Source organism: Mesorhizobium sp. WSM2561, from assembly GCF_000513915.1.
Classification (GTDB): Bacteria; Pseudomonadota; Alphaproteobacteria; order Rhizobiales; family Rhizobiaceae; genus Mesorhizobium; species Mesorhizobium muleiense.
Window position 1 is genome coordinate 30,081 of the sequence record NZ_AZUX01000025.1, and the last position, 12,657, is coordinate 42,737.

Genomic DNA, 12,657 nt, shown 5'->3' on the forward strand with positions numbered 1-12,657 from the left:
AACAGCCTCGGGCGGCAAAGCCTGCTTCTGTGCACAGACCAGCCGGGAGGCAGCGGCCTCGTCATGCCGTCCTGACGTATTTCCGCCAGCTGTGTTCCGGGCGGAAGCCGAGCATATCCCGCGCCTTGCGGTTCGAAAGCAGCGTCTCGTATTCGCCGAGCTCAACCTTGACCGGCACGCCGGGATAAAACCGCTTCAACAGTTCGGCCGTCGGCAGGTCGGACGAGGTGTCGTCATTGGCGGCGTTGAACACCTGATAGCCGAGCTCGTCCTTCTCGATGGCGCGCAGCGTGATCTGGCCGAGGTCGCGCGCATCGATATAGCTCCAGGCGATCCGCTTGCGGAAACCTGGATCGGCGAACCATTTCGGGAACAGGGAATATTCATGCGGATCGATGACGTTGCCGATGCGCAAGGCGTAGATGTCGATGCCGCTGCGCAGCGCGAAGGCGCGCGCCGTCTTCTCGTTGACGATCTTCGACAGCGCATAGCTGTCCATTGGATCGACGTCGTAGTCCTCGTCGAGCGGGAAATGCGTCGGGTCGCGCGGCTCGTTGGCGAAGACCAGCCCATAGGTCGTCTCGCTGGAGGCGATCACCACCTTGCGGATGCCGAGTTTCACCGCCGCCTCGATGACATTGTAGGTGCCGAGCGCGTTGATGCGGAACACCTCGTTGTCGGGCGTGATCATGATGCGTGGGATCGCTGCGAAGTGCACCACGGCGTCGACCGGCTGCGCGCGCAGCGACGGGTCGAATTCATGCAGGCCCATATAGCTCGACAGCGCATTGAACACCTGTCCGCTGTCGGTGATGTCGGTGATCAAGGTGCGCACCTTGGGATTGTCGAGCGGCTTGGTGTCGATGTTGAGCACCTGGCAGCCCTGCTCGACCAGATACTGCACGACATGACGCCCGGCCTTGCCGCTGCCGCCGGTGAACATGATCCGCTTCGTCATTTTGCTCTCCACATTCCCTGGAATACATGTGTATTGTCAGACAATATCTAACTCTGCAATCGTCTGCCAACCGCTTGCGGCAAAAACCTGCTTCAACAATTCGCCTGCCGAAGGGCGGCGCCATCATCGAGACCGCAACAGGGATTACACGACATGAACACCACCGCCGCGAGCGAAAAGATCGGCTTTATCGGCCTTGGCTTGATGGGACACGGGATCGCGAAGAACATCGTCGACAAGGGCTATTCCCTTACGTTTCTCGGCCGCAAGAACCGCGCGCCGGCGCAAGACCTGCTTGGCCGCGGTGCGAAGGAAGCCGCGACCTCGCGCGAGGTGGCGGTGGCATCCGATATCGTCTTCATCTGCGTCACCGGCTCGCGCGAGGTCGAGGCCATCATCCGCGGGCCGGGCGGCCTCAAGGAGGGCCTGAAGCAGGGTTCGGTGGTCGTCGATTGCTCGACCTCCGACCCGACCTCGACGGTGGCGCTTGCCGCCGAACTCAAGGGGCTCGGCGTCGACTATGTCGATGCCCCGCTCAGCCGCACCCCGAAGGAGGCCTGGGAAGGCACGCTCGACGCCATGGTCGGTGCATCCGACGCGGTGTTTGCCCGGTTGAAGCCAGTGCTCGACACCTGGGCCGGACGTATCGTCCATATCGGTGACACCGGCGACGGCCACCGTATGAAGCTGCTCAATAATTTCATCTCGCTGGGCTATGCGGCGATCTATTCCGAGGCGCTGGCGCTGGCCGAAAAAGTCGGCATCTCGCCGCCGCGCTTCGACAGCGTCATCCGCAACGGCCGCATGGATTGCGGCTTCTACCAGACTTTTATGCGCTGGACGCTTGAAGGCGACCGCGATGCGCACAAATTCACCATCGCCAACGCCTTCAAGGACCTCACCTATCTCGAATCGATGGCCGGTGCCGCCGGCATCGCCAACCCGCTCGGCAACGCCACCAAGAACGCCTTCGCCGGCGCATTCGCCGCCGGGCCGGTCGATCAATATGTGCCGATGCTGGCGACACATATCGGCAAGGTCAACGGCGTCGATTTGACGCCGACGAAGGATGGGAAGAAACAGACGATTTGAGGCTTCCGCCGTCCCTTCTCCCCTTGTGGGAGAAGGTGGCCTCGCGAAGCGAGGACGGATGAGGGGTGTTCCAGGGAACGCCAACGCCTCATTTCTTCCAACACCCCTCAACCGTCTTGGCGCTGCGCGCCAATCCACCTTCTCCCACAAGGGGAGAAGGAAAGGCGTATGAATCACCGCCGCGACCGCCCGATAACCTCGTCGGTGTTGGCGAGCAGCCTGTGCACCGCGGTGCGGGCTGCCGCCGGCCGCCGGAGGCGAATGTTCTTCTCGATCGCCTCATGCAGCGCCTGCGCCCGAGGCTGGTCGCTGGTTTCGCGCGTGACGAAAACGAAGAGATGATCGAGCGCCGATTCGATCAGCACGCCCAGCGGCACCAGCAGGTCGTTGCCCGAGGCGCGCAGGATAGCCAGGTGAAAACGCGTGTCGGCGCGGGTGCGCTCCGGCAATGTCGCCGCCTCGCCCATCTCCCTGCAGGCCTGGCTGATCTCGGCCATCTGCTCGTCGCTGCGCCGGATCGCCGCAAAGGCGCTGGCTTCCGGCTCGATGATGTGACGGAACTCCTGGACGGTGCGCAGGAACATTTCGCGATCGGGCGCCGTCGCATACCAGGCCAGCACGTCGCGATCGAGCAGGTTCCAGCGCTCTTTCGGCTCGACCCAGCTGCCAATCTTGGGGCGTGAGGCCAAAAGGCTCTTGGCCATCAGCATTTTTATCGCTTCGCGCACCGCCGAGCGGCTGACGTCGAAAGTCTCGGACCATTTGGCTTCATTGGGCAGGATGGTTCCCGGCGGATAGTCGCCGCGCACGATTCTGAGGCCGATCTCGTTGGCCAGCGACGCATGCACGCTCGATCCGGGGATCAGCGCCGCGTCGGTCCGGCGGGCGCCGGCCGGGCGGCCGAGCGGCGCCTTGACCTTGGCCCGTGCCTTGACTGTGGCCCGTGCCTTGACGGTAGTAAGTGGCTTTTTCGATCTGGCGTCCGACATCCATGTTCCCCGGCACAAGCTGAACTCAATGCGCGGCAAAGCAGGAGCGGTTCGCCCCAGCCACGTCACCTCGCAGATTTTCGTGAACCGGCGTGACGGGGCGCCCGTCGAGCGGACGCCCCGAAAACTGCGAACCTACTTCTGGATGCAGGTATCGACCGTATCCTTGGTGCACTCGTCGAGACCGGTGAAGACCGGATCGGCGACAGGCTTGCCTTCAACCAGGTCGATCATCACCGAGGGCGCCTTGTAGCCCATCTCGAACGGCCGCTGGCCGACCAGCGCGGTCACCAGGCCCTCCTTGGCAATGGCCACTTCGTCGCCGATCGTATCGGCGGCGCCGATGACGAACTCGTTCTTGGCGATCTTGTCGGCCATCGGCTTGAACAGGTCGCGATAGGGCTGCGGCGCGCCGAACAGCGGCCAGCCGCCCATGATGCCGAAGGCATCGAGGTCGGGATTGGCGGCGAGGATATCGGTCATCGCCTGCACGCCCTTGGCGCCGTCGTCATTGGTGAACACCGGGCAGCCGGCGACCTCGGTCCAGCCGCCCTCGCCCTTGAGCGCCGGGAGATCCTTCTGGCCTGAAAGCGCGTCGCGCATGCCCTGGGCGCGGCGCAGGATGTTGTCAGCCGCCGGATTGCCTTCAATGGTGCAGATCTTGCCACCATCCGGCTTGCCCTTCTTGATATACTCGCCGATCTTGTAGCCCATCAGGTAGTTGTCGGTGCCGAGATAGGTCTTGCGCAGCGCCGCATCTTCCTTGCTGAGGTCGGCGTCGAGCGTCATGATCGGGATCGACGGATTGGCGCTCTTGATCGTCTGCGCGATCAGCGGTGCGTTGGACGGCGAAATCGCCATCGCCACCGTGTCCGGCTTGCTCAGCATGTCCTGGACGATCTGGGCTTCGCCGGCTTCGTCCGAGGTCGATGCCGGACCGGTGTAGAAGCACTCATACTCCGAGTCGGCGTTTTCCTTGTTCCATTTCTGGCAACCCTGGTTGATGGCCTCGAAGAACGGATTGTCGAGCCCCTTGACCACGATGACGAGTTGCTTCTTGGCCATGGCCGGCCCGGCGCCCAACGCCAGCATGGCGACGGCAGCGAGCAATAGTGACTTCCTCATTTCAGTCCTCCCTTGAAACAGACGGACACGGCGTGCCCGCCACACAGACCAGCCCGGATGCGCGATGACAGAGGTTCGTTTCGCGAGCGCTCGTGTCGTCAAGCCGGGCCGATAAGAATTTCCAGATGCGGTTGCAGACCAGCGCGATAGGGACGCTGCCAGATCCTCGACCGATAAACCTCCGCCTGCTCAGCCCCAGCGAACCGGGGCAGGAGATCGGCATAATCTCCTCCGACGTCTAGCTAATATCGGCTTGCGACGGACGTCAATTGCTATTTGTCCTACAAAACGGATTTTTCGAAAGAAGCCGCTGTTGACGGCAAGGGGGCATATGCGTAAATGGGCCAAAGCGCGGTTCCCGGGAGGAGTTGGGAAGAGCGAGGCCGCGGCAGGACCGCAGGCCGAACACACGGAGGAAGCAGTCTGGTGCCGGTTCTCGAACTCGCCAACATCTCAAAACATTTCGGCGCCATCCAGGCCGTCAACGACGTTTCGCTTTCGATCGAGGCCGGACAGGTGGTCGGGCTGATGGGCGACAACGGCGCCGGCAAGTCGACGCTGGTCAAGATGATCGCCGGCAATTTCCGCCCGAGCCATGGCACGATGCAGATGGACGGCAAGGAACTGATCCTGCACAAGCCGGTGGAGGCGCGCCAGCACGGCATCGAGATCGTCCATCAGGATCTGGCGCTGTGCAACAATCTGACGGCGGCCGCCAATGTCTATCTCGGCCGCGAGCTGCGCCGCGGCGTCGGGCCGTTTCGCATCCTCGACTACGCCGCGATGTACAAGCGCGCCGGCCAGATTTTTGCCGTGTTGAAATCCGAAACCCGCCCGCGCGATTTGGTCAAGCAGATGTCGGGCGGCCAGCGCCAGGCGGTGGCGATCGCCCGCACCATGCTTTCGCAGGCCAAGATCGTGCTGATGGACGAGCCGACGGCGGCGATCTCGGTCCGGCAGGTGGCCGAGGTGCTGAACCTGATCCGCCATCTGCGCGACCAGGGCATTGCCGTCGTGCTGATCAGCCACCGCATGCCCGACGTCTTTGACGTTGCCGACCGCGTCATCGTCATGCGGCGCGGCCGCAAGGTCGCCGACAAGACGATCGCGTCGAGTTCGCCCGAGGAAGTCACCGGGCTCATCACCGGCGCCATCGAACAGGTTTGATGCCAGCCGGTTTCACCACGCAAGCAGATAAAGGTCGACGATGGCAGTAACTCTTGACCAGACGATCGCACAGAAACAGCACACTTTGCTGACCAGAGTGTTTGCCAGCCAGACCTTCTGGGTGGTGATCGCTGTCATCCTCGCCTGCCTGTTCCTGTCCGTCGCCACCGATTCCTTCGCCACGACGAAGAACCTCTACAACATCACCCGCAACATCACCTTCGTCGCCATCGTCGCGCTCGGCATGACCTTCGTCATCATCACCGGCGGCATCGACCTGTCGGTCGGCTCGGTGCTTTGCCTGTGTTCGATGGTGCTCGCGGTGACCATGCATGCCGGCTTCGGTATCGAGGTCGGCATTGCCGCTGCGATCGCGACGGCGCTGATCATCGGCGCCTTCAACGGCATCCTGATCGCCTATCTCGGCTTTCCGCCGTTCGTGGTGACGCTCGGCATGCTGTCGATCGCCCGCAGCCTGGCCATGGTCGCCTCCAACAACACCGTCGTCTTCCAGTTCGGGCCCGACCACGACAAGCTTCTGGCGCTGGGCGGCGGCGCCTTTGTGTTCGGCATCGCCAATCCGGTGCTCTACATGATCGTGCTGGCGCTGATCACCGGCTTCGTCCTGCGCTGGACGAAATTCGGCCGGCACATCTTCGCCATCGGCGGCAACGAACATGCGGCGACGCTGACCGGCGTTCCGGTGCGCCAGATCAAGGTCGCGGTCTACATGATCTCGGCGCTGGCGGCCGGTCTTGCCGGCATCATCCAGACCGGCTGGCTGGGCGCCGTCACCACCAATCTCGGCAACGGCATGGAGCTTCAGGTCATCGCCGCCACCGTCATCGGCGGCGCCAACCTGGCCGGCGGCATGGGCACGGCCTTTGGCGCCGTCGTCGGCGCGGCGCTGATCGAAGTGATCCGCAACAGCCTTGGCCTGCTCGGCATCAACGCCTTCTGGCAGGGGGTGTTCATCGGCGGCGCCATTCTGATGGCGGTCCTGTTCGACAGGCTCCGCAATTTCCGGCGCAACGAATAGGCCGAAGGTCACGCGCGCAATTCGTTGTCGTTGCTATCGCTCAGTCTGAAAATCGGCCGGTGCGCCGCGTGGCGTGCGCCAGGCGCGCACATGCGCCTTGACGCGGACCCGGACTGAGCCGCACTATCCCGATTGCAGGCGAAGGGAGGCCAGTCGCCTGCGGGAGGATATACCCATGACGGAAGCGATCAGGCTCTACTGGGGCCGGTTCGGACATGTTTCTGTCCTGAACGTCGCCAGCGACTTCGTCACCCATGCCCATGTCGAGGCGCATATCATCATCTGGCTGGAAGGCACGGCCGGCGAGATGACCATCGGCCGCGAGACGGTGCGGCTTGGGCCCGGCACCGCCGCCGGTATCAATTCCTTCCAGCCGCACAGCCACGCTTTGTCCCGCGACGGCCGGCCCGGCCTGTTCCTCGCCTTCTACATCGATCCGGACTGGGCGCGCCGGCGCCGCGACCTGCGGTCGACCGCGCCGCTGTTTTCGGCACCGGCGATCACGCTGGAGCCGTGGCTGCACAAGGCGGCAGCCAATCTTCTCGACCATCTCAGCGACAATGAGAGCATCGACGACATCGCCAATTACGAGATCGAGCGCTTCATCGACAGCGTGCTCGACGCCGCCGACGCCTCGGCGCCACAAGTGGCGCGCGCCCGCGTCCACTGCGTGCAGGATTTCCGTGTCCGCAAGGCGATCCAGCTGATGAAGGCCAATGTCTGCGAACGCATCTGCTTCGACGAGGTGGCGCGCAGCGTCGGCCTGTCGCGGCCGCATTTCTTCGCGCTGTTCAAGGAGCAGACCAATCTGACGCCCAATGTCTACTGGAACACGCTGCGCATGGAGGAAGCGGTGCGGCAGTTGCAGTGGTCGCAGGAACCGCTGATCTCGGTCGCCTGCAATCTCGGCTTCACCACGCAGGGCAATTTCTCGCGCTTCTTCCGCGACCATGTCGGCGTTCCGCCGACACTCTATCGCGAGGCGGCACGGGCCATCTCCTGAGCCATTTTCAGACTGCCCGTTTTTTCAGGCCGCCGTTTTTTTCAGATTGCCGGTTTTTTTCAGACTTATTGATAGGCGTTCAAGACGCATTGATAAGTGCTGCCGGGCTCGCCGCCCTACCCTCGCGACACAGATATCTGCAAGGGAAGCATCATATGGCGAAAGTCACCGTCTCCAGCGTCATCGACGCACCGGTCGAAAAGGTCTGGGCGCGCATACGCGATTTCAACGGGCTGCCGAGCTGGCACCCGCGCATGGTCGAAAGCCATATCGAGGACGGCAAGGACGCCGGAGCGATCGGCTGCGTGCGCAACTTTCAGCTCGCCAGCGGCGCCCGCATCCGCGAGAAGCTGCTCGACTTCTCCGACGATAATTTCCTCGTCAGCTACTCCATCCTGGAGACGCCGCAGCCGCTGACCAACCACCAGGCGACGCTGCAGCTGCGCCGGGTGACCGATGGCGACCGCACCTATGCCGAATGGACCGCCAGCTTCGACGCGGCTCCAGAGGAAGCCGACAAGCTGGCCGAGGGCATGGGCGCCAATGTCTTCCAGGGCGGCTTTAACGCCCTGAAGACCCATTTCGCCGGCCAGGGTTGAGCTGAATGGGGCTCACAAAAAGGAGCGTTCCATGGCGCTTGCACTGCAGACTTTCTCGACGGTCAAGGACGCCAACGCGGCGCTGAAAGCCGCCGGCACCCGCTATCTCGGCGGCGGCACGCTGGTCGTGCGCGCCGCCAATGAAGGCGACGTTTCGGTCTCCGGCCTCATCAGGTCGACCGAACCGGCGCTGTCGGCCATCACTGTTTCCGGCAGGGAGGTCCGCATCGGCGCTTCGGTGACCATGGCGGCGATCGCCCGTCACCGGGATCTGTCTTCCCTTGCCCGCGCCGCGCGCGCCGTCGGCGGCCCGGCGATCCGTAACATGGCGACCGTCGGCGGCAATCTCTTCGCCCCGGCGCCCTATGGCGATTTAACCGTCGCGCTGCTGGCATTGGGCGCAACCGTCGGCACCGATGACGGCGAGGTGCCGATCGAAACCTTCCTGGCAAAACGCGAAGACAATCACGCCATCGTCACTTCGGTCAGCTTCAGCTTGCCAATGGAAGGCGGCTTTCGCTTCCTGAAAGTATCGCGGGTCAAGCCGAAGGGCGTCTCTGTGCTGAGCATCGCCGCCGTGCTGGAACGAGCGCCGGACGGAACCGTGTCATCGGCGCACATCGCGCTTGGCTGCATGGCCGACCGGCCGATGCGCGCCAAGGCGGCGGAGAAGGCGCTGCTCGGCAGAATACTCACCAGCGACGGCATCGCGCCGGCGCTGGCAGTTGCGAACGACGGCACCTCGCCGATTACCGATCCGATCGCCAGTGCCTGGTATCGCAACGAAGTCCTGCCGGTCCATCTCGGCCGGCTTTTGCTCGCCTGAAAGCCGATGGCGCACATCTCCGCCTGGCTGCGGCGCAAGGAGTAAAAGATGGCAAAGATCCCGGTTCAGTTCACGCTCAACGGCGCGGAGAAGGCCGAATTCATCGACAGCGGCACGACGCTGCTCAATGCGCTGCGCGACAAGATCGGCGACACCTCGCCGAAGGGCGGCTGCCATCAGGGCACATGCGGCGCCTGTTCGGTCATCATCGACGGCGAATTGCGGCTGTCCTGCCTGACGCTGGCCGAAACCTGCAACGGTGCGGCGATCACCACGACATCGGGGCTTTCGCAAGGCGGCGTGCTGCATCCTTTGCAGCGCGCCTTCCTCGACGCTTTCGCCACCCAATGCGGCTTCTGCACGCCGGGCATGCTCATGGCCGCCAAGGTGCTGCTCGATCACACGCCGGACCCCAGCCGCGACGAGGTGGTCGAGGCGCTGTCGGGCAATATCTGCCGCTGCACCGGCTACGAGCCGATCATCCAGGCGGTGCTGACCGCCGCGCGGTCCAATTCGCAGAACGCAGCTTGAGGGGAGTCGAAAAAATGGAACTCCGCAAGAGCTATTTCGCCGACCAGCGCACGGACGACCTGCACGAGATCGGCCAGCCACGGCCGCGCTCCGATTCGCCCGGTCATGTCACCGGCAGGACCGCCTATTTCGCCGACCGCAATTTTCCAGGCATGCTGCATCTGAAGATGGTGCGCAGCCCGCATCATCACGCCCGCATCCGCAGCGTCGACACTTCAGAGGCGGAAAAGCATCCGGGCGTGGTGAAAATCCTGACCGCCAAGGACGTGCCGCACAATGTCTACACCATCCTGATACTAATCCAGATCGGGCCGGAGGACGAGACGGTGCTGGCCGACGGCAAGGTGCGCTGGAAGGGCGAGGCGGTGGTGGCGGTGCTGGCCGAGACCGAACGTGCCGCCCAGGAAGCGGCGGCCAAGGTCAAGGTCGATTACGAGGTGCTGCCGGCCGTCTTCGACATGGAGGAAGCGCTGAAGCCCGGCGCGCCTGTCGTCAACGAATATCACGGCCGGAATCACTATCTCTACGACAGCGGCGAATGCCGCAAGGTGCGCTTCGGCGATGTCGAGGCCGGTTTCGCCGGCGCCGACCACGTGCTCGAGCAGACCTACCAATCCTCGCCGATCGAACACGCGCCGACCGAGACGACCGGCTGCATCGTCGCGCCGGAGGGCGACGACCGCTTCACCTGCTACACCAATACGCAGGCGATGTTCTTCACCCTCGACAACGCCTCGATCATCCTGCAGATGCCCGGCAACAGACTGCATTTCGTCGGCGGCACCGTCGGCGGCGGCTTTGGCGGCAAGGTCGACGTCATCGTCGAGCCGATCGCCATCCTCGGCGCCAAGCTGACCGGGCGGCCGGTCTCCTTCATCTACAGCCGCGAGGAGGAGATGCAGATTTCCTCGCCGCGCGCCGCCGAAAAGGTCGTCATCAAGGACGGCGTCATGAAGGATGGCCGCATCGTCGCCAGAAAAGTCACCGGCTACACCGATGCCGGGGCCTATTCGCGCCATTCGCCCTATGGCGCGCAAAAGGGCGCCGGCCACTATCCCGGCCCTTACACCATCCCGAATGTCTGGATCGACACCTACTGCGTCTACACCAACCGCACTCCCTCCTCCGCCATGCGCGGCTTCGGCGTCACCATCGGCGATTTCGCGCTTGAGGTGCAGATGGACAAGCTCGCCCGGCTGATCGGCATGGACCCGCTAGAATTCCGCTTCATCAACGCCTACCGCGACGGCGACATGAAGGCGCACCGCCAGCCGACCGAGTGCGCGGCTCTGATCGAGTGCATGCAGGAAGCCTCGCGCGCCGCCAACTGGCCGGTGGCGGACAAATTCATGGCGATGTCGTCCTACGCGAAGGGAGCTTGAAATGGCGATCAGGCGCGGGCGCGGCGTCGCCGCGATCAACTATCCGACCGGCATGAATCTCGGCGGCGACCCGACTCAGGCGCTGGTCCATTCGACGCCGACCGGCAATTTCATGGTGACGCTGTCGAGCGTCGATCTCGGCCAGGGGATGAAGCAGATCATGGCGCAGATCTGTGCCGAGACGATCGGCGTGCCAACCGACCGCGTCGTCGTCGACACCGCCGACACCGACACCGGCCCGCACTGCATGGGCACCTTCGCCTCGCGTGGCACCCACCGCGCCGGCAACGCCGTCATCCAGGCGGCCAGGGAAGCCCGCCAGGTCATGCTGGAAGTGGCGGCCGAGGAGCTGGAAGTGAACGCCTCGGACCTCGAGACCGACGGCCAGGGCAACATCCTGGTCAAGGGCGCGCCGCAAAGATCGATCTCGATCTTCGATGTCGCGCTGTCGGCGCATTTCAAGCGCGGCCGCTCGATTTCCGGCCGCGGCATGTTCTTGATCCCGCGCTCATATCCCGAGAAAGAAACCGGCGCGATGAAACCGTCGACCTGCTACGCGCATGCCTGCACGGTGGTCGAAGTCGAGGTCGACGACGAAACCGGCGAGGTCACCGTGCTGACGGTCAAGAACGTCTTTGAGATCGGCCGCGCGCTGAACCCGAAAATGGTCGAGCAGCAGCTCGTCGGCGGCTCGTGGATGGGCATCAGCCACGCGCTCTACGAGACGACGGAACCATATTACCCCGACCGCGATCATGGCGGCACCGACTTCAACCAGTATCTGATGCCGGGACCAGGCGATCTAGCGCAAACCGAGATCATCGTGCTGGAGAGGCCTTCGGCCGACGGACCCTTTGGCGCCAAGGGGCCGGGCGAAATGTGCGCCAACCCGCAAATCCCGGCGGTCGCCAACGCGGTCTTCGACGCCGTCGGCGTGCGCATCGACACGCTGCCGATCACGCCGGAACGCATCCTGCGGGCGCTGAAGGCGCAAGCCTCGAACTGAGTGCTGGAAATGCCCAAAAGAAGCGCCCGGACTGGAAGCGCCGACACTGTCGTGATCTCGCCGGAGGCGGTGGCATCGCGCCTCGCCGCCTCGCGCTATCTGGCCGATGAAAGCCTGGCCACCGCCATTTTCCTGGCGATCCGGCTGGGCAAGCCGCTGCTGCTCGAAGGCGCGCCCGGCGTCGGCAAGACCGAGGCGGCCAAGGCGATAGCCGAGTTGCTCGGGCGCGACCTGGTGCGGCTGCAATGTTATGAAGGCATCGACGCAGCACACGCGCTCTACGAATGGAACTACCAGCGCCAGTTGCTCGCCATCCGCCACGCCGGCGAGCATGAGGTCGACATCTATGACGACCGTTTTTTGATCGCGCGGCCGCTGCTGCAGGTGCTGAAGGCGCCGGAAAAGCGCGTGCTGCTGGTCGACGAGATCGACCGTTCCGATCATGAGTTCGAAGCGCTGCTGCTGGAATTCCTTTCCGATTTCCAGATCAGCATTCCCGAGCGCGGCACTATACACGCCAAATCGCAGCCGATCGTCGTCCTGACCTCGAACCGCACCCGCGAACTGGCGGAGGCGCTGCGACGCCGCTGCGTCTACCACTGGATCACCTATCCCGACGCGGAGCGCGAGGCCGAAATCATCATGCTGCGCGCCAGCGACGTCGCCAACGCCACGGCGCGCGCCGTGGCTACCGCCGTGCGCGACATCCGCGCCCGCCCGCTGGCCAAGCCGCCGGGCATCGCCGAAGCGGTCGAATGGGCCAACGCCGCGACCATCCTCGAGAAAGGCGGCAGCCCGTGGCCGGAAGCGTTCCGCCGCGCCATCGGCGTGCTGATCAAGGATGAGGAGGACCTGTCCTACATCGCGCCCGAGCTTGGCCGGATCGTCGAGGAGGCATTGGCGTGAGCCCCGCGGCCCTACCCCGGGCGGCTGCACCCTT

General features: G+C 64.0%; 13 protein-coding genes. 10 read left to right on the top strand and 3 right to left on the bottom strand.

The window, feature by feature from the left end; translation table 11 throughout:
• Window positions 1–61: 61 nt before the first annotated feature.
• The gene (locus M727_RS0121100; protein ID WP_027154331.1) at window positions 62–958 is read right to left on the bottom strand and encodes an NAD(P)-dependent oxidoreductase; all 897 of its coding nucleotides are present in this window, start codon (window positions 956–958) and stop codon (window positions 62–64) included.
• A gap of 153 nt (window positions 959–1,111) precedes the next feature.
• On the opposite strand from M727_RS0121100, the gene M727_RS0121105 reads away from it, so the two are divergent.
• On the top strand, window positions 1,112–2,050 hold the full coding sequence (locus M727_RS0121105) for an NAD(P)-dependent oxidoreductase (RefSeq protein WP_027154332.1): 939 nt from the start codon (window positions 1,112–1,114) through the stop codon (window positions 2,048–2,050).
• A gap of 173 nt (window positions 2,051–2,223) precedes the next feature.
• Here the strand turns inward: M727_RS0121105 and M727_RS0121110 are convergent, their stop codons facing one another.
• Together M727_RS0121110 and M727_RS0121115 are read right to left on the bottom strand one after the other, a co-directional pair.
• The gene (locus M727_RS0121110; protein WP_027154333.1) at window positions 2,224–3,039 is read right to left on the bottom strand and encodes a FadR/GntR family transcriptional regulator; all 816 of its coding nucleotides are present in this window, start codon (window positions 3,037–3,039) and stop codon (window positions 2,224–2,226) included.
• Window positions 3,040–3,174: 135 nt separating this feature from the next.
• A complete protein-coding gene (locus tag M727_RS0121115; RefSeq protein WP_027154334.1) occupies window positions 3,175–4,164 on the bottom strand; it encodes a sugar-binding protein in 990 nt (329 codons plus the stop codon).
• Between the two features lie 426 nt (window positions 4,165–4,590).
• Here M727_RS0121115 and M727_RS0121125 point away from each other — a divergent pair, with 426 nt between their 5' ends.
• The 9 genes from M727_RS0121125 to M727_RS0121165 all read left to right on the top strand — a co-directional run bounded on the left by M727_RS0121125 (window position 4,591) and on the right by M727_RS0121165 (window position 12,623).
• The gene (locus tag M727_RS0121125; RefSeq protein WP_027154335.1) at window positions 4,591–5,331 is read left to right on the top strand and encodes an ATP-binding cassette domain-containing protein; all 741 of its coding nucleotides are present in this window, start codon (window positions 4,591–4,593) and stop codon (window positions 5,329–5,331) included.
• A 40-nt stretch (window positions 5,332–5,371) separates the two neighbouring features.
• Window positions 5,372–6,370, top strand: a complete 999-nt coding sequence (locus M727_RS0121130) for an ABC transporter permease (protein ID WP_027154336.1) — start codon at window positions 5,372–5,374, stop codon at window positions 6,368–6,370.
• A 175-nt stretch (window positions 6,371–6,545) separates the two neighbouring features.
• Window positions 6,546–7,373: an AraC family transcriptional regulator gene (locus M727_RS0121135; protein ID WP_027154337.1), complete on the top strand. Its 828-nt coding sequence runs from the start codon at window positions 6,546–6,548 to the stop codon at window positions 7,371–7,373.
• Between the two features lie 155 nt (window positions 7,374–7,528).
• The gene (locus tag M727_RS0121140) at window positions 7,529–7,972 is read left to right on the top strand and encodes an SRPBCC family protein (protein WP_027154338.1); all 444 of its coding nucleotides are present in this window, start codon (window positions 7,529–7,531) and stop codon (window positions 7,970–7,972) included.
• A 31-nt stretch (window positions 7,973–8,003) separates the two neighbouring features.
• Entirely contained in the window at window positions 8,004–8,798 is a 795-nt protein-coding gene (locus M727_RS0121145; RefSeq protein ID WP_027154339.1) for an FAD binding domain-containing protein, read from the top strand.
• 48 nt (window positions 8,799–8,846) lie between these two features.
• Window positions 8,847–9,329, top strand: a complete 483-nt coding sequence (locus tag M727_RS0121150) for a (2Fe-2S)-binding protein (RefSeq protein ID WP_027154340.1) — start codon at window positions 8,847–8,849, stop codon at window positions 9,327–9,329.
• A 14-nt stretch (window positions 9,330–9,343) separates the two neighbouring features.
• Window positions 9,344–10,711, top strand: coding sequence for a xanthine dehydrogenase family protein molybdopterin-binding subunit (locus tag M727_RS43810; RefSeq protein WP_027154341.1), 1,368 nt, complete (start codon window positions 9,344–9,346; stop codon window positions 10,709–10,711).
• A 1-nt stretch (window position 10,712) separates the two neighbouring features.
• Entirely contained in the window at window positions 10,713–11,717 is a 1,005-nt protein-coding gene (locus M727_RS43815; RefSeq protein ID WP_027154342.1) for a molybdopterin cofactor-binding domain-containing protein, read from the top strand.
• A gap of 9 nt (window positions 11,718–11,726) precedes the next feature.
• Window positions 11,727–12,623 carry a MoxR family ATPase gene (locus M727_RS0121165; protein WP_027154343.1) on the top strand — a complete coding sequence of 299 codons (897 nt, stop codon included), beginning with the start codon at window positions 11,727–11,729 and terminating at the stop codon, window positions 12,621–12,623.
• Window positions 12,624–12,657: the final 34 nt, after the last annotated feature.